Origin of the sequence: Bellilinea sp. (genome assembly GCF_034432615.1) — a bacterium.
Lineage (GTDB): Bacteria > Chloroflexota > Anaerolineae > Anaerolineales > Anaerolineaceae > Bellilinea.
Window position 1 is genome coordinate 1 of record NZ_DAOUBL010000088.1, and the last position, 17,622, is coordinate 17,622.

General features: G+C 51.0%; 12 protein-coding genes. 9 read left to right on the forward strand and 3 right to left on the reverse strand.

The annotated features are described in order from the left end of the window. Window positions 1-411: hypothetical protein (locus VAE48_RS04080; protein WP_322792044.1), on the forward strand; the 411-nt coding region annotated here is incomplete at its 5' end. Here the strand turns inward: VAE48_RS04080 and VAE48_RS04085 are convergent. Next, on the reverse strand, window positions 365-7,753 hold the full coding sequence (locus VAE48_RS04085; RefSeq protein WP_322792045.1) for an SDR family NAD(P)-dependent oxidoreductase: 7,389 nt from the start codon (window positions 7,751-7,753) through the stop codon (window positions 365-367). The genes VAE48_RS04080 and VAE48_RS04085 overlap by 47 nt on opposite strands. A gap of 347 nt (window positions 7,754-8,100) precedes the next feature. Between VAE48_RS04085 and VAE48_RS04090 the strand changes: the two genes are divergently transcribed. From VAE48_RS04090 to VAE48_RS04125, 8 genes are all read left to right on the forward strand, one after another. Continuing rightward, window positions 8,101-8,745, forward strand: coding sequence for a hypothetical protein (locus tag VAE48_RS04090; RefSeq protein WP_322792046.1), 645 nt, complete (start codon window positions 8,101-8,103; stop codon window positions 8,743-8,745). A 128-nt stretch (window positions 8,746-8,873) separates the two neighbouring features. Then, complete coding sequence (locus VAE48_RS04095) at window positions 8,874-9,119, forward strand: hypothetical protein (RefSeq protein WP_322792047.1); 246 nt, start codon at window positions 8,874-8,876, stop codon at window positions 9,117-9,119. Between the two features lie 88 nt (window positions 9,120-9,207). Beyond that, entirely contained in the window at window positions 9,208-10,329 is a 1,122-nt protein-coding gene (locus VAE48_RS04100) for an AZOBR_p60025 family cell surface glycopolymer formation protein (protein WP_416181020.1), read from the forward strand. A gap of 80 nt (window positions 10,330-10,409) precedes the next feature. Continuing rightward, a complete protein-coding gene (gene mvaD, locus VAE48_RS04105) occupies window positions 10,410-11,402 on the forward strand; it encodes a diphosphomevalonate decarboxylase (RefSeq protein ID WP_322792049.1) in 993 nt (330 codons plus the stop codon). 95 nt (window positions 11,403-11,497) lie between these two features. Next, window positions 11,498-12,571, forward strand: coding sequence for a M50 family metallopeptidase (locus VAE48_RS04110; protein ID WP_322792050.1), 1,074 nt, complete (start codon window positions 11,498-11,500; stop codon window positions 12,569-12,571). Between the two features lie 17 nt (window positions 12,572-12,588). Continuing rightward, on the forward strand, window positions 12,589-13,635 hold the full coding sequence (locus tag VAE48_RS04115) for a HEAT repeat domain-containing protein (protein ID WP_322792051.1): 1,047 nt from the start codon (window positions 12,589-12,591) through the stop codon (window positions 13,633-13,635). A gap of 26 nt (window positions 13,636-13,661) precedes the next feature. After that, window positions 13,662-14,864 (forward strand): peptidase MA family metallohydrolase, encoded by a 1,203-nt coding sequence (locus VAE48_RS04120; protein WP_322792052.1) that lies wholly within the window; start codon window positions 13,662-13,664, stop codon window positions 14,862-14,864. Beyond that, window positions 14,851-15,147 (forward strand): acylphosphatase, encoded by a 297-nt coding sequence (locus VAE48_RS04125; RefSeq protein WP_322792053.1) that lies wholly within the window; start codon window positions 14,851-14,853, stop codon window positions 15,145-15,147. The genes VAE48_RS04120 and VAE48_RS04125 overlap by 14 nt, the downstream gene beginning before the upstream one ends. Window positions 15,148-15,157: 10 nt before the next feature. On the opposite strand, the gene VAE48_RS04130 is transcribed toward VAE48_RS04125, so the two are convergent. Both VAE48_RS04130 and VAE48_RS04135 read right to left on the reverse strand, forming a co-directional pair. Then, a complete protein-coding gene (locus VAE48_RS04130; RefSeq protein ID WP_322792054.1) occupies window positions 15,158-15,892 on the reverse strand; it encodes a lysophospholipid acyltransferase family protein in 735 nt (244 codons plus the stop codon). Between the two features lie 14 nt (window positions 15,893-15,906). After that, window positions 15,907-17,262: an MFS transporter gene (locus tag VAE48_RS04135; RefSeq protein ID WP_322792055.1), complete on the reverse strand. Its 1,356-nt coding sequence runs from the start codon at window positions 17,260-17,262 to the stop codon at window positions 15,907-15,909. Between the last annotated feature and the right edge of the window lie 360 nt (window positions 17,263-17,622).

Consider the following 17,622-nt stretch of genomic DNA (forward strand, 5'->3'; position numbering starts at 1 on the left):
CGTATCGGTGGGCTGGTCAACGGCAGCGATGCCAGCTTCCGTGTCGAGAGCGTCGTCTCGTTGGCTCCCGGGAACACGGGTGGTCCCGTTTCGTCTTCGCCCGCCATCGTTTCCCTCTCAGCCGGCGCCGTACGCACTTACCTCTACCCCATCTTCGACCCGGACTTCGATCCGGTAAACTGTCGCTTCGCCTCCAACACCGAAGCGGGCTTCTCCCCGGCCATCCCTTCCGTCCCTTCGGGCGGTGCGATGCCTACGGTGATGGCAGCGTCCGGGGGGTGCCTGCTCACCTGGGATCTCACCCGCGCGACCAGCGGACAACGCTTCGTCGTGCCGCTCATTCTCTCCTCCACCCGAGCAGGCGTCACGAGCACTTCTCCCCTCGACATGATCGTTGAGAACCGCGGCTAGCCATGCCAACCTGACCCCACGCGCTCCAGTCTATCGTAACTACACGCATTTTCGGGCGCAGACCGCGCAAGTGCGAGGCTGCCTTTGCCAGCCAGTCATTCGCCGCGCTGTAATCGGTTTGCCCGGAATTACCAAACCGCCCGGCAACCGACCCAAACAGGAGAATCTTGTTAGGTAAAACGCCCTTCGATTGAAGCGCTTTATACAGGTTGAAGAATCCACCGGCTTTGACCTGAATGGTTGCGCGAAATTCCTCTTCCGGTTTGAGGTGCAGTTTGCGGCTGCGCTCGATTCCAGCTGCATGAATCAGCACATCTACCCGGCCCTGCTCTTCCTTTATCTTCTGGATGGCATCCTCCACCTGCTGCGGGTCGGTTACATCACACAGCAGGTATGTCACCGCCGAACCCATCGTATGCGCCGACTGGATTGCATCCAGAATTCCTGCCATCCTCTCCAGCGCAGCCAGCTTTTCTTCCACCAGCGCCGGAGAAGGTTTCTGTCCGGCAGCGGTCATCTCCTTCAGGAGGTCTTTCTTCAACCCATCGCGGTCATTTTTCAGTCGCTGGAAAAGCCCGGCTTGAGGTTCGTTTAATGGGCTGCGCCCCAGCAGGTAAAAGACGGCCGGCGCTCGGCTTGCCAGATCTGTCAGGATTGGCGCAACAATTCCGCCTGCTCCTCCGCTGATTACAAAAACCGGTTTTTCAGGGAGGCGCTCAGGTGATTCCCCGATCTCTTCCTCGAAGAGAGCAAAGCTGAACCGCTGGTCGCCTTCCCAACCAATTTCAACCACCGAGGGGTCGGCGAGGGTTTCTTCCAGCAGACGGGCAGCAATCTGGCTGTCACTTGCATTCAACTCAAAATCCACCACCTTGACCAGTGCGTTTGGGCGTTCGCGGCTGACTGCCTTGGCAAATCCAGCTATAAAACCACCGGAAATGTTCTGGGCTGCAGACTCAGCGTAGCCGTGCAAACCGCCCATGCGGGTTGCACAGATGAGGAACGGCTCGCCATCCAGCCAGCGAAGCAGATGAACCAGTCGCATCAGGCGGTTTTCAAACTGCACCTGCCAGTATTCGCCATTCATTTCATCCAGGTTTTCCTCTTGGTTCAGGCCGACCAGACAGTACAAACCTTGAACTTTGCCTTCATTCTGGAAGGCAGACACCTTCTCGCGCCATTCCTCTAAAGTTTGAGCAGCGGAGAGATTCAACACCGCAACCTTCCGGGCGCGCAGCCGGCGGGCAAGTGAATCGCCCGCTTTCCCATCATCACCGAAGATGATGATGCGACTGTTTTCATCAAGGGTCACTCCGGTCGGCAGACATAACTCCAGTTTTGGCAGGAGTACCGGTTTGGGAACGCGTCTGCGAATCACGATCTGGCTTTCCTCCTCCGCATTCCCTGCTTCCAGTTGAGCAGACGCTGCCTCCATGGCTGGTTTTTCCTGCGCTGTAGCCGCAGGTGTTTCTTCCACACCCGTAGTGGTTGAAGATGCCGATTGTACCTCCTGAGCGGTTTGGGGTTCAGCAAGGATATTAGACTGCGTGTTCAATGCCTCAACCATGAAGCCGATGACTTTCTTGAGGGTGTTGTAATCCACCAGCCGCAAATCCTCGCGGCGCGGGATGTTGTAGTGGGTACGAATGGTGGCAAACAACTCGGCCTGCTTGACGGTGTCAATCCCCAAATCGGCTTCCAGGTCCAGGTCTAAATCCAGCATTTCAACCGGGTAGCCGGTCTTTTCACTGACCACCGATAAAACATACGCCTTAATTTCTTCCTCATTCACCCCGCCATTCGCTGAAATCGGGGAGGATGTAACCGCCTGCGGCTTTTCCTGCGGGTTGGGCTGTTCAACCACAACGGTTTGAGCAACTGGATTGACCACTGTTGGCGCTGCTGAGGGTGACTGGCTGCCTGCGCCGTTGCTTAAGGCTTCCACCATGAAACCAATCACTTTCTCCAGCGTGTTGTAATCCACCAGCCGCAAATCCTCGCGGCGCGGGATGTTGTAGTGAGTGCGAATGGTGGCAAACAATTCGGCCTGCTTGACCGTGTCAATCCCCAAGTCCGCTTCCAGGTCCAGCCCCAAATCCAGCATTTCAACCGGATAACCGGTCTTTTCACTGACCACCGAGAGGACATACGCCTGAATTGCATCGCGGTCAACCGTCAGGGCTGCTGGGATAGGCTCCACAGCGGTGGAGGCAACTTGCAGCTCAGCCTGAGCAGATTGAGACGTTTTTTCAACAGACTGCGTTTGAGCGGTGACTGCCCCTGCGTTTTCCGCCATGAAGGCAATGACTTTGTTGAGGGTATTGTAATCCACCAGCCGCAAATCCTCACGGCGGGGGATATTGTAATGGGTTCGGATAGCGGCAAAGATTTCGGCTTGTTTGACCGTGTCAATGCCCAAATCGGCTTCCAGGTCCAGGTCTAAATCCAGCATTTCAACCGGGTAGCCGGTCTTTTCGCTGACCAGATTCAGGACAAATTCCTTAATCTCATCCACGTCAACGGATTGCCTGCCGGCTGTGCTGGAGGCTGTAACCTCAACCAGTTCAGGTTCGTTCTTGACCTCAGTCGGTTGTTTGCTGACTATAGCCGGTTGCAAGGCAGGCACCGCAACCGGCTGCGGTTGCGGCAGTTGATCGGGTTGATCTGCCCAGCGAGTGGGGCCCTGCCCATACTGCCAGCGGGATTTCGCCGGCGGCTTGACCGGCGGCCCCATATGACGAATGCGCAAAGTGCGTTTCTCAACTTCAAGCTCAGCTTTTTCGTAACCGGCAATCTCTGCCAGCCATTGCTGATAAACTGGCTGGTTGACCCGTTCTTTTACACCGGCCACCACCCGAAACAACGCCATAGCAATTTGAGATCCAAAACCGGCTCCCAACCGCAGAGCATATTTCACCGCATATTCGCCGCCTTTGGATAGATTCAAATCACCCAGATCCGGGTCGGGCTCAAAATTTTCATCGTAATTGGCAATCGGCGGTATGATGCCATGTTCCAGTGCTTTGACCGCTACAACGTCTTCAATCCCAACCCCCATGGCATGGCCGGTATATCCTTTGGTATTGGCAATGATGACCCGATTGGCATAATCTCCAAAGGTATAACGCAGCGCCTGAATCTCCGCCGAGGCTGAACCGCCTCTGGCAGGGGTGTAGGTTTCGTGAGACATAAACATCGTTTGCGGGGCAATTTCCTCACGACGGATTCCAAAACGCTGCTCGGCCGTGCTAATCAGGCGGTTCATGATTTCTCGCACATGCGGTACATCCAACCGGGTGCCGTGATAAGCGCTGTTGGCAATGTCTGTTGCCAGAATTTCACAAATCGCGCGCATTCCTCGCTCACGAACGGCATCCTCCGCTTCGACAACTAGCGCGGCCGCCCCCATGCCCATGATCATACCATTCCTGCGGCGATCAAATGGCAAGGCAGCCATGCGCAAATTACCTTCAATCGTTGCAGCTCCAGAGGTGAGCAGCCCGGTGCCAATCCACTCTGCCAGTGGTCCGCCGGTGACATCATCGCCGGCAATGATCACTACCCGTCGGCAGCGACCGGCGCGAATCCAGTCTTCCGCAACGGCAATGGCATGGGTTGTGGTTGCACAGGCCGCATTCACATGAGTGTTCGGACCGCGGGCGCCAATGTACTCCGCGAACTGCGAATGTCCCATAGCCAGCACTCGGAAAACAAATCGTCGGTCAAAGTGATAATCCAGTTCTTTGAGTCTGGTTTCCAGCGCCTTAATGCGCTCACGCAGCAACGCCCTCACTCCAGCCTGATCTACCGCTACCAGACTGAGAATGTTGCGTACTTCTTCCAATTGTTTTTCGACCTGCCGGTATTCGGAGTAGCGGGACATCTCTTCTGCCATCTCATCCAGGCCCGGAAAAGCAGAAGCAAAGATCACACCGGTTTCATCCGCCAGGGCTTCCGGTAAACGCCAGCGGTCGGGGAGATAGGTGCCTTTGCTGGTTTTGCGATAGGCCATCACCAGAGGAATACCGGCATCCCGCAAAGCTTCAATACCAGCGGCAATTGCCAGTTGTGTCGTAATATCACAGGCATCCATCCGCTCAGCAGGAATGCCAAAATCTTCCACCGGATCAAACTGTCCCCGCTGGCCTCCCAACTTGACAGTCAAATCTACATTTTCAATCGGAATCATCTGCGCACCGGCTTCACTCTTCTCCAGCCGGGTTGGGCGTTTTTCGACCATTCGTTGGCGCAATTCTTCCGGTAAAGGTTCAATGCGGATTTCACCTTTCAGAATACTGAGGATATTCTGGTCGTCAAACACGGCTTTATTCCTGCCCGGAAGACCCAATCCGGCTCCGCTGATCACCACCGAACCGGTCAAAGGCAAACGCCCATCCCGAATTACCGCTTGGGGGTGCGAAGCCTTTCCCGGCTCTCTGCTCTCGACGTTCACAGCGGCTGGAACTGACTGCATTAGAGTTGTTTCCATCTTTGGTGTAGGAACGCCGCCACCCACTTGAGTCGGGGTTTTTCCGTTGGGGGCGATTCCCGCCGCCAGCAAACCGCATACTGCCTCATTGAAACTGATCACAGCGCCTTTCCGCGGATGGTTGGTAGCCAGCAGCATGACTCCACTGCGATCTTTGAAAATATCGTTTGCCAAAGCATTCAGCACACGTTTTGGACCGATTTCCACAAAAACCCTGGCGCCAGATTCATACAGGGTTTCCATACCTTTGATAAATTGCACCGGTGAAGCAACCTGCTTTCCCAAAATCTCCAGGATTTCTTCACGGCTGGTTGGGTAAAATTGACCGGTTACGTTCGCCGCTACCGGTATCTTCGGCGCTTGCAGATTCATGCGGGAAATCACTTGTTTGAGCGGTTCACTTGCCGGGGCTACAATTTTTGTGTGAAAAGCATGGGAAACAGGAATGCGGGTTGCCTGAAAACCTGCCTTTTCAAACGCCTGCATGGCTGCCTGAATGCCCGGCGTGCTGCCACCCACCACCGACTGCACCGGACTGTTGATATTGGCAATCACCACATATTCCGATATACCCTGCAATATCCGTTCAACCTCTTGGATTGGCGCCGAAACAGCCAGCATGCCGCCGTTATCAGCAACCGAGACCTTTTTCATCTCCCGGCCGCGTGCTGAAACGACCTCCAAAGCCTCTGCAAAGGTCAACACTCCCGCAGCCACCAGGGCAGCATATTCACCGAGGCTATGACCGATGACAAAGTCGGGTCTGAAACCAAACTTTTCCATCAATCGCAGCAAGGCGACATTGGCGGTCAGCATAGCCGGTTGGGTGATAGCCGTATCGCGCAATGCATTCTCAGCCTGTTTCAAGGATTCCTCATCCCCATCCACATAAATGTAACTGGTCAAGGGGCGTCCCAGTATCGGCGTCATGATGTCATCGGCTTCTTTGAAAGTATCCGCCACCAGAGGCTCCACCTCGCACAGGTCTTTCAGCATATTGACATATTGAGAACCCTGTCCGGGAAACATGAAGGCTACTTTGCCTGCCTGTCCACTGCCGCGATAGACTCCTTGCGCCGTGAGAGCCTGCCAGGCATTTGGGGCTTCATTTTCCAGGGTTTTGAGCGCCTTTTCTCCGCGTGAAATGAGTTCCTCCACTGAGGAATAATCAATCACCAGCCGTTCCGTTTTGGCAACCGCGGCAGCATCCGGCAATTGGGAAGCCGGCACCTTTCCCTGACGGGCATTCTCTAAAAGGGTGGAGAGCTGTTCTTTGATCTGCTGTGAATTCTCACCGCCTAAAAATACAATTCCGCGGTATGGTTTCGGCAAGCTCGACCCCGCCACAGAATCGGAAACCAATTGTGGAACAGGGCTTTCTGCCTGCGTTGCTTTTCTTTCAGGAACCGCAAACACCTTCGTTTCAGAGGTCAACAGACCCGGCACCCACTCTTCCAGCACCATATGGAAATTGGTACCGCCAAAGCCAAAAGAACTAACCCCGGCACGGCGAATTTCGCCCGGCGCGTTTTCCCAGGCACGGGTCTCGGTATTCACATAAAAGGGAATGTGATCGAAATCTATGTTCGGGTTGGGTTTATGAAAATTCACCGAGGGCGGCAAGACTTTTTCATACAAAGCATAGACCACCTTCAAAATACCGGCTGCGCCAGCCGCGCTCTTCAAATGACCGATATTGGACTTGACCGACCCCATTGCGATGCTGCGTGGCGGCAGCCCAAATTTTCCGAACACTTCGTTGAGCGATTGCGTTTCCACCACATCCCCCACCCGTGTGGAGGTGCCATGCGCTTCGATCAAACCTACACTGGCAGGGTTGACACCGGCGTTCTTCCAGGCTCGTTCAAGTGCACGCTGCTGACCCAACGGATTTGGCGCAGTGATGCCTTTTCCTTTACCATCACTGCTGGCGCCTACCCCACGGATGACCGCGTAGATCTTATCCCCGTCGCGCTCGGCATCCGCCAGGCGTTTCAACAGAAACAGGACTGCCCCTTCGCCCATCACAAACCCATTGGCTCCCTCGGCAAACGGGCGTGAGCCATCCGGCGAAAGTGCGCCAATTTTGCAAAACTTTACAAAACCCTCCACCCCCATATTGCGGTCAACCCCGCCGGTCAATACTGCATCATACTGATTGTTGACCAAACCATCAATGGCAGCTTGAACAGCCGCGTGAGAAGAAGCGCAGGCTGCATCTGTAATGAAATTCGGCCCCGAGAAGTTGAAGACATTGGCAATCCGCCCGGCAATGATATTTCCCAGTTCACCCGGCATGGTATCTTCGGTGATGTTGCTAACCCGCTTGCGAATATTCTGAGTCATTCCTTCCAGCAGCGCTTTTTGCACCTCTGGCGACAGTTGCGCAAATGCTTCTACTTCCTTCAAGGCTTCCATGTAATCCGGCAGACGAATTCGAAGGCTGGTAATGTAATGATTCTCACCCGCCAGTGCATTCCCAATAATTACCGCTGTACGGGCTCCATCCAGCGGTTTTTGGGGATAGCCATAATCCAGCAGCGCCTGCCGCGCGACACTGATTCCCCATTTCTGGCTATCATCCATAACCGCCAACACATTTGGCGGAATGGGGATGCCCCATTTCAATGGCTCAAAGGCAAAGGAACGCACCCACGCTCCTATTTTGGTGTAGGTTTTATCGGGCGCTTTCGGGTCTGGGTCGTAGTATAAATCTACCCGCCAGCGGTCAGGCGGCACATCGGTCACGGAATATCGCCCTTGCTTGATATTGTTCCAGAAGGTAGGTGCATCTTCAGCATCCGGTAAAATTGCCCCCACTCCGACAATTGCAACGGCTCTTGGGTCAAACATGCTTGCTCTCCTTTGGAAGAAGTTTCGGTTATTTTTGTTGTCAGTAAACAAGTGAACCATGTCCTCGAAAGACATGGTAAAAGGCACTCAGACGAGATTGCTATTCAGAGGGTTGTAAGAAAACAGGAACAAAACCTGTCAATTGATCGGTTTGACCAAACGCCACCAGAACTCACCTCCAAAAATCGCTCTCCTTTTTCATCAACTCTGAACGTAATAACCCCATTCCATAAGTGGAGTTACGTAAAACTCCGGTTCATTTCACAAAATCTCAATGATCAGAGGTTATATGATCTCATCTGCGTGGTATACTCATTTTGTCCAATTTTCTCACATACGGATAGCCAATGATGGAATTTATACAACTTTTGACCCCCTCCGAACGAGCCGAGTGGGAAGCACTCACTTCCCCCCTTGCGATTCAAAATTTTCTAGATAGCCTGCCCTACGTTGGAGAGGAGCGTAATCGTTCCCCGCTGAATGTGCTTCGTGACCGCCAGTGTCATTGTCTGGATGGCGGGCTTTTGGCAGCATTGGCGCTCAGTCGGTTGGGATTTCCTCCTTTGATCATGGATCTGGTTCCTGAGAGCGGTAAAGACGATGACCATGTTCTCGCCATTTATCGCATCAACGGCTGTTACGGCGCAATCGCCAAATCCAATTTTGTCGGTTTGAGGTTTCGAGAGCCTGTCTATCGTTCGCTGCGCGAGCTGGCCATGTCGTATTTTGAGATGTTTTACAATATCACCGGTGAAAAGACCCTGCGTGGTTACACCCGTCCAATGAACCTGAATCGTTTTAAGCATTTGAACTGGGCAGCGGATGAAAACCATGTTGCTGTTGTGGTCCAGCACTTTTATTCGCGCAAGAGCATCCCCCTGATCAGCTCACAGGCTGTCGCGCTTCTCTCTCCAGTCGACCGTCGTTCCTATGAAGCAGGGATGCTGGGTACAAATTTTGAAGGTCTTTACCGTCCCGCAGTCGGCCTTTAATCCAGGGTAACGAAAATCCTGCCTTAGCACAGGTTCAACCCTGCCCAACTGGCGGGTGTCACTTGCTACTCCGATTTCTATAATAGATTTAGAATGTTTGGTTTCTCTTTCGCTTATGGAGGTGTGGGATGGCTTCAGTTACCAACGCTTTATCGCAAAACCAGATTGAGCCGGTTCGCATTCCGCTGCTATTTATATTCCTACCCAGAATTGATCTAATAATCGGTGTTGCATTGATGATTACAGGTTTAGTTCTTCCCTCGCTGATGGTCTTGGGGTTGATTTCTGTCAACCTGTGGCTGGGTCTGCTCTCATTTGGGCTGATCGCAATTGGGGGCATACTTTTCACAGTTTTCATTGGTGAAATTCGCTAATTGTCAACAAGAGGGGGTTGCAAAACCGATTCTCACTAAATGTTTTATGATAAACTAATGGCAATTTAATAATTGTTCAAAGTTTATCATGACCCAGTTAAGATTAATCCGAACAATCGGTCCCACTTTAATTGTTCTAGTTACTTCAACAATTTACCTAACTTTTCATCTATCATCCCATAATTGGGATCCATTTTCATTTGTGCTGATTGGTGGTAAGTTTGACCCACAGGTTAACAATCAATCTTATGGGTATGATGGACAATTTTCTTACCAAATTGCAAAAGACCCAGTTAATGGTTGGAGATATTTGGATGTTCCTGCTTATAGATATCAAAGAATATTCTATCCAATGCTTGCGCGCGCTTTATCATTGGGCAATGAAGTACTCTTACCCTGGATGCTTATATTAATCAACTGGTTTAGTTTAATTTTTGCAACTTTGCTACTGGAAAAAATTCTAAAATTAAATAACATTAGCCGATGGTATGCGTTGAGTTATGGCTTCTTTGCTGGCTTATGGTTATCTCTACGCCTCGACCTGACCGAACCTCTTGCCTTTTTATTTGTAATTGTTGCGGTTTTCACCATTCAGAAAGAGAAAATTTGGCTGGGTTCGCTATTTTTAATTCTAGCTTCCTTGACACGAGAAGTGACAATAATCTTTACTATTAGCTTCCTTTTATCCAGCCTTTTCCAAAAAAATTGTACAAACCGTACGAAATGGCTTATCGTTGTTTTGCTTCCTTTTCTAATTTGGCAAGCTTTATTGTTTGAACGGTTTGGAGAATTTGCAATACGCTCAGGTGGAGCATTTGCAACTTCCACAGAGATATTACCCTATCGAGGATGGTGGGGATTTGCCTTCAAAAATTTAAGTGCTTTTTTCCTAATGTCTTTGTTTGTGTTTCCAACAGCAATTGTGCCTAGCTTCGTTTGCTTATGGACTTCAATAAAAGAATTACTAAGACGAAACACAACCCCAGGATCTTGGATGTTATTTTTCAACGCGGTATTGATCACCATTCTTCCGCAATCTATCTTATTAGATCCCTTGGGATTAATTCGAACTCTAATCGGTCTAGTCGTTGCTATCTTGGTTTTTGGAATAGAAAAACAATCCTTTCGTGTTCTTAATTTTTCTTTATTGTGGCTATTTCTCTTTATTTTTGTAATCAACGGCGGATTTTTACCAGATTATCCATATTGATTGAGAAGTTGTCAAATACCAATAAATCAAAACTCCAATTTTAAATGGCTTTACTTCAAATATGGTAAACTGGAAGTGGAATGTTCAGAAGATCCTCCACAATTGGCGTTGCCACTGCAGTAGCCCACCCCAATATCGCTTTCATAAAATATTGGGGCAATCGGGATGATGCTTTACGCATCCCGTCAAATGGATCCATCTCCATGAATCTGGACAGCCTTGCAACCCGCACAACGGTACGATTTGATCTCAGACTAAAAAGTGATACCCTCATTCTCAATCAGAAGCTTCAGGGCGGCAAAGCGCTGGAACGCGTCAGCGGTTTCCTGAATATCGTACGGCAGAAAGCCAATCTCAAAGCCTTCGCCGAAGTGGTCTCTGAAAACAATTTTCCCGCCGGCGGTGGTCTGGCATCTTCGGCTGCGGCATTTGCCGCCCTTAGTCTGGCTGCATCCAAAGCAGCCGGCCTGAATTTGACCCGCCAGGAACTTTCCGCCCTTGCCCGGCGTGGATCAGGTTCTGCCTGCCGTTCGGTCCCGGCTGGCTTTGTCGAGTGGCTGCCCGGCAGCGATGACGAAGACTCCTATGCCATTTCAATTGCGCCACCCAATCACTGGGAATTAATTGACTGCATTGCCATTGTAGAAACGGATCATAAATCGGTTGGCTCAACCGAAGGGCATCAACTGGCTGCTACCAGTCCATTACAGGCAGCCCGGGTTGAGGATGCACCGCGTCGTCTGGATATTTGCCGGCGCGCCATCCTCAATCAGGATTTTGACAGATTTGCCCAAATTGTGGAATTGGACAGCAATTTGATGCACGCAGTAATGATGACCTCCGACCCGCCCCTTTTCTACTGGAACCCCGCTTCAATTGATTTAATGAAACGGGTGCGAAGCTGGCGGGATGAAGGATTGCCGGTCTGTTATACCTTGGATGCCGGTCCGAATGTTCATATCCTTTGCTTAAGTGAAGCCTTAAGCGAAATAAAATTCCGCCTTCAAGAAATCTCCGCGGTCGAACAGATTCTTGTCGCCAGACCGGGAGGGGCTGCTAGCCTGCTGGATTAAAGAAACGTCAGATTTGACCTCCTTTTGCACGCCGGGCACAAAACGGATATAATCTGTTTAGAAAGATCAAATTGTCCGGAAAGGATGTTTTTACGGTGAATTTACTGACCTTACTAGAATTCATCCTGTTTTTTGGGGTGATGTTATTTGTTCATGAATTTGGGCACTATCTGGTTGCCAAATTATTTAAGATTCGTGTGGAAGAGTTTGGCTTTGGCTTTCCTCCTCGCCTTGTCAAGTTATTTAAAGTTGGAGAAACCGAATTTACCTTGAACTGGATCCCGTTTGGGGCGTTTGTGCGTCTTTCTGGAGAAAATGACCCCTCCGTGCCCGATGGCTTTGGTAACGCCAAACCCCTTGCCCGCATCGCGGTACTGCTTGGGGGACCGGTTATGAACCTGTTATTAGGAGTCATTCTCTTCTCGGTCATGTTTACCCAGACCGGCATGCCCGATCCCAGCAAAGTTATGATCGCCTCGATTGCCGAAGATTCTCCCGCTGCACAAGCAGGAATGGCGGTAGGAGATTTGATCATTCGGGTAAATCAGACCCCGGTAAGCAGCATGGATCAATTGATTGCCATAGTGCAGGATAACAAAGGCAAAGAAGTGGAAATCGTACTTTTGAGGGGCGAACAGGAAATTTCAGTGCGGGCTGTTCCGCGTGTTCAACCACCACCGGGTCAGGGAGCGCTGGGTATATCCATGACCAACCCCATTACCAGCGTTCCATGGTTTGAAACGATACCCCTCTCATTTCGGGCAACTTTTGAGCAGGCACGCATGATTTTAGAGATGCCGGGACGATTGATTCGCGGCGAGGTATCCGGAGAGCAGGCACGGGTTGTCGGCCCGGTTGGCATTTACTCCATGTTCTCTCAGGCTCGAGAGATAGATGAAGAAAATGCCGCCTCAGCCGATCCTTTTGAACGCACGCTCACCCTGCGCCTGATGACGGTCATCACCATTGCATTGGGGTTGACCAACCTTTTTCCCATCCCCGCGCTGGATGGCGGACGAATTTTATTCATCTTGCCCGAGGTGATCACTCGCCGCCGCATTCCCCCGCAATATGAAAACCTGGTACACTTGATTGGCTTTGTTGCCTTGATTCTGTTGATGTTTTACATCACTGCTCAGGATATTCTCAACCCCATTCAAATACCTTGATTTTTGAAAGATTGAAAATGAGTCACTCACCAAAACGAATTGTTCCATTTGACGATATTCTGGCTGCCCTGTTGGATGACAGCCGTCCGTTCCCGCCAGTTTTCTTACACCGCTTTTCTGATCTCAATCCGACCGATCTGATCAAGCTGAAAACCGTATGGCCGCAAATTTCCACGCAACGCCGAATTGCGCTAATGGAAGACCTGGAAGAGCTGGCAGAAACGGATACACTGGTATCTTTTGACGATTTAAGCATTTTTGCGCTGGATGATGAAGAACCGCGTGTCCGATCAGCAGCTTTGCGCGCTTTGTGGGAAGCCGATAACGAAAAACTTGTCCCGAAATTCATCACCATGATGGAAGAAGACCCGGATGAAATGGTACGGGCTACCGCTGCCAGTACATTGGGGAAGTATGTGTACCTGGGAGAATTGGAAGAAATCTCCAGTAAAACGCTGCAAAGCGTGGAAGACCACTTGCTGGCCGTTGCTCAAAGTGCGGAGTTACCCATCATCCGCCGCCGCGCCATTGAAGCGCTGGGTTATTCCAGTCGCCCGGAAGTTAAACCGCTGATTCTGGCTGCCTACAACAACACGGATCCGGAATGGCTTTCAACCGCCTTGTTTGCAATGGGGCGCTCGGCAAGCGAAGAATATATCCCCGCCGTTATCGAGCAGCTCGATCATCCTGATCCCGAGGTTCAATTCGAAGCTGTGCGTGCAGCCGGTCAATTGAGTGCAGCGGACGCCCGCGAAACGCTTTTAGATATGCTACAGGCTGGAATCGAGGATGCGGAATTACGCATGGCGGTTATCTGGTCGCTCTCAGAAATCGGGGGTGAGCAGGTGCGCGAAGTTTTGGAAAGCCTGATGGATGAAACCGAAGATGATGATGAAGCCGACTTTATCCAGGATGCCCTGGACAATCTGTTCCTGACCGAAGGCCTGGCATCCTTTGAAATGTTCGATTTCGAACCACAGGACGAAGACGACCTGCATTCGATCATCAACCTGGAAGATGACGAGGAAGAAAAAGACGACAACCATTATCACCCCGATAATTGATTTCTTTTCAGGGGGGAAGGGCAACATTGATCAAAAATTCCATTATCCTTTTTTGGCTGTTGAGCTTCCTGAGCGGAGGTTGGACTTTTCTACCCCAGCAACAAATTGGAGAACGCCTTCTGCCTCCGGAGATTGAATTTGGTCGGTCAATCCGCTTTACCCTGCAACTGAAACATTTTGATCAGGTACAGGCCGCCTTTGTTTTGCTCAAATCCAACGGTCAGGAAACCCAGATCATACCCTTTGCTCAACCATTTACGGAAACCAATCAGATAGTTTTTGATCTGACAAGCAAACCGCTGCGGCCTTTTACCTCAGTAGAGTACTGGTACCGCCTTGAATTAAAAAACGGCACGAACATCACCGGCGAAAAAGCCACATTCTTCTATGAGGATAATCGTAATTCATGGCAGCGGTTGTCCGCGCCCCAACTCAATATCGCCTGGCAGCAAGGTGACTTTGTCTTTGGACAACAAGCGCTGGATGTTGCTGTGCAAAGCCTGCAAAGTACGCTTTCCATCCTAGCTAGTCCCCTCCAGGATCCGGTTTCCATATACATTTACCCTTCAGCCAGAGAATTACAAACCGTTCTCAATCTCAGCCCCAGCAGCTGGGTCGCCGGTCATGCCAGCCCCGATCTTGGCGTGATTCTCGTATCCATTCCTCCCGGCCCGGATCAACGCGCTGAAATGGAACGTCAAATTCCCCATGAATTGATGCACATCCTCCAGTACCAATTAGCCGGTGAAGCCTACACCCACCTCCCGGTCTGGTTGACCGAGGGACTGGCTTCCATGGCAGAACTTTACCCCAATCCCGAATACCAGCTTGTCCTGAAAAAAGCCGCCGAGAGCGACAACCTTCTCCCCATCATCAATCTCTGCTCAGCCTTTCCGGCAGAGTTATCCGGGGCAATTCTCTCTTATGCACAATCTGCATCTTTTGTTCGTTTCCTGTACCAAAATTACGGTGCTTCCTCTTTGCGCGAATTGATAAATGCCTATATAGACGGGTTGGGCTGCGAAGAAGGTGTTCGCAAAGTATATAATCAGTCTATTGCCCAACTGGAAACCCGTTGGCGGCAAGAATCGCTTGGAATGGACCTGGCTTCGCTGGCGTGGACCAATATTCAACCCTATTTGCTTATTTTGATTTTGATTTCACTGCCAATATTCTTGACCATTTTCACCACGGCAAGAAAGGGGTTCTCAGGCTATGCATCCAAATGACCCGCAGGTCAGACTTCATGCCATTGTCAAAGGCCGCGTGCAGGGGGTTGGGTTCCGTATGTTTGTTTTGGAAACCGCGCGGAACTTTCAACTGACCGGGTGGGTGCGCAATCGCTGGAATGGAGATGTAGAAGTAGTAGCAGAAGGCTCCCGCCCGTTTCTGGAAGAATTTTTGAGTAAGTTGCGGATCGGACCGCCGGCTGCTCATGTGACCAACGTTGAATTTGAATGGCAGCAACCGAGCGGCGAATTCAAGCGTTTCGACGTGCGGGCTACCGGCTGAACGCAAGCAGCTACTCCTCCGGATGACCATCCCAGGGATAGGCGGCCTGTGTAGCAGCCAGACTGCGTACGGTTTCGTCTTCCGAGTATATTCCGCGTTTCTCCGGTGGGATAAGTAACGCAATCTGACGCATCATCTCATGACCAATTTCCTCCAATCGATTCCGATTGCTTTCACCCCGCTCCGAAACGAAAAATGGCCCAAACGGCCGCCCAAACCGGACGGTGATTTTAGCTCTTTTCCTCCGTTTGAGCATCGGAAAAAGATCGGTCAGGCCGTCCAACCCCACCGGGAGGATTTTGGCGGGAGTTGAAGAAGCCAGATACGCCGCTCCGGGACGCGCCGGACGCAAAAAACTTGCCCAGCTTCCGCCTTCGGGAAATATTCCCAACACACCTTTCAATTGCAAAACCTTGCGAGAAGCATACAGGGTATCCCGTGAGACCGAACCGCGCCGTACCGGTAAAAAGCCGTATAAACTGGCAAGCCATGTCACGCTCTGAGGAGCATTTGGCATGCGGAAGCCGCCCACATACTCAATGGGGTAAGGGACAGCCCCAATCACTGCCACGGGGTCCAGAAAACTGAAATGGTTGCCAATGACCAGCAATGGTCCTTCTTTGGGGAGATTTTCCTTCGCTTCAATCGTAAAATCAGAAAGAGCGTGGAGTGCTGCACGAATTAATGGACGCAGTGCCGAGCGGATCACTCTCCGCCGCGGATAAGTAATCAGCATGTCATCCATGCGCCCCACCCCATTCAGGAAATTGCTTCCGGCGGTTGAGCGGTCACTTCCGGCTGAGGTTGACGGATTTTCAGCACAAGCACCAATCCCAACACCAGAAAAGCCACAATGGAACCAATCGCTACCCGAATACCCATTTGTTCGGCGCTGACCGCGTCCATACCGCGTGCGCTTAAAAGAATGGCCGCTTCAGCCGCGATGAAACCATACACCGTCGGACCAATGAAGGAAGAGGTGCGGCCCCCCACTTCAAAAAACCCGTAAAATTCGGCGCTTTTTTCAATCGGCGCAAACTGTCCAACCAGTGTACGACTCACCGATTGGACTCCCGTCAATGCAAAACCGGCCAGTGCGCCGATGATAAAAAATACCGTCACATTTTGCACAAATAACATCCACACAATTGCCCCAATCATGAGGATTAATGAAAGAATTAAGGACCGTTTGGACGACCAGCGGTCTGCCAGAATGCCGAACAAATACGCCCCTGCCACGCTGGTAACTTGGATGATAATCATGAAAATGATGAGCTGCTGCTGAGTCATGCTAAATAACACGGCTCCAATAATCGCCGCAAAATTTAACGCCATCATGATTCCGTCATTATAAATCAGAAAGGCGATGATAAATTTGATGAACTCCCGGTAATGACGCACCGCTCGAAATGTTTCCCGCAACCGCCGAGAGGCCACCTGAATGTAATTGTCACCTTTCCCCAATGGCTGAGGCTCAGCCCGTTCCCGCAGCCATAAGAACAGCGGCACAGACGATGCCAGGTAAAACACCGCTGTGATCAAAAAAGAAAAACGCACCACCGTCGTTCCTCCGATGCTCATAATCAATGCCAGAACGATCAGCAGGCAAACAATGCCGCCCAGCGAGCCAAAAGCCCAACCTTTACCGGAAACCTTTCCAATCTCTTGCGGTGTGGCAATCTCCGGTAACAGGGCATTGTAAAAGACCTGCGCCGCCCGGTAGCCAATTTCCGCAAGGATGAAAAACAACATGCCGGTAAAAATGTCACCCGGCATGACCAAAAACAATGCTGCCGTGAAAATCACCGATAAGGTTGTAAAAAACAACAAAAACTTCTTCTTCGATGCAGAAAAATCGGCCAGGGTTCCCAAAACCGGTGAGAGCACCGCCACTACCAGCATGGCAATTCCGACAGATACACCCCACAAGCGGGTGCCTTCTGATCCGCCAACAACCTGACCCTGAAAATAGGCAGAATATATGGCGAGCAAAACCACCGCGGCATAAGCCGAATTACCAAAATCGTACAAATACCATGCCCAACGCTCACGCCGGGTAGTTGGTATTCTTCTTCGGGCAGCCCGTGTTTTCGCTTGTTCCAGTGCAATAGCCATGAATCACCTCGAAATTGGATTTATTACCCTGCCAATAATTGGAGAACGATCCCTTGTCTGACCTCCCACGGGATGCCCTCGCCTAGTTTATCACAAGCCGAAATAGTTATGGTTTGTATTTCACAGGTTGTTTAAGATTGCCTCATCTGATTTAAACCCGTTTTACGGTACAAAAGTTTCGTCAACAAACCCATTCCATTCCCTCAACTTGACCTTTCATTGTATAGAACCAAATGCACGGCTTCCAGTATAATTAACGTGAGTTCGGGATAAGATCAAAACCTTGCTGGCGATGCCAATAACCCCCACCTGCACCTCCCCCAAAATCGCCCCTGCGATTTTGGGGGAGGCGGGAGGGGG

Coding starts and splice junctions, on each gene's coding strand:
- VAE48_RS04085 (WP_322792045.1), bottom strand. CDS start 7,753: ATGTTTGACCCAAGAGCCGTTGCAATTGTCGGAGTGGGGGCAATTTTA.
- VAE48_RS04090 (WP_322792046.1), top strand. CDS start 8,101: ATGATGGAATTTATACAACTTTTGACCCCCTCCGAACGAGCCGAGTGG.
- VAE48_RS04095 (WP_322792047.1), top strand. CDS start 8,874: ATGGCTTCAGTTACCAACGCTTTATCGCAAAACCAGATTGAGCCGGTT.
- VAE48_RS04100 (WP_416181020.1), top strand. CDS start 9,208: ATGACCCAGTTAAGATTAATCCGAACAATCGGTCCCACTTTAATTGTT.
- mvaD (WP_322792049.1), top strand. CDS start 10,410: ATGTTCAGAAGATCCTCCACAATTGGCGTTGCCACTGCAGTAGCCCAC.
- VAE48_RS04115 (WP_322792051.1), top strand. CDS start 12,589: ATGAGTCACTCACCAAAACGAATTGTTCCATTTGACGATATTCTGGCT.
- VAE48_RS04125 (WP_322792053.1), top strand. CDS start 14,851: ATGCATCCAAATGACCCGCAGGTCAGACTTCATGCCATTGTCAAAGGC.
- VAE48_RS04130 (WP_322792054.1), bottom strand. CDS start 15,892: ATGGATGACATGCTGATTACTTATCCGCGGCGGAGAGTGATCCGCTCG.
- VAE48_RS04135 (WP_322792055.1), bottom strand. CDS start 17,262: ATGGCTATTGCACTGGAACAAGCGAAAACACGGGCTGCCCGAAGAAGA.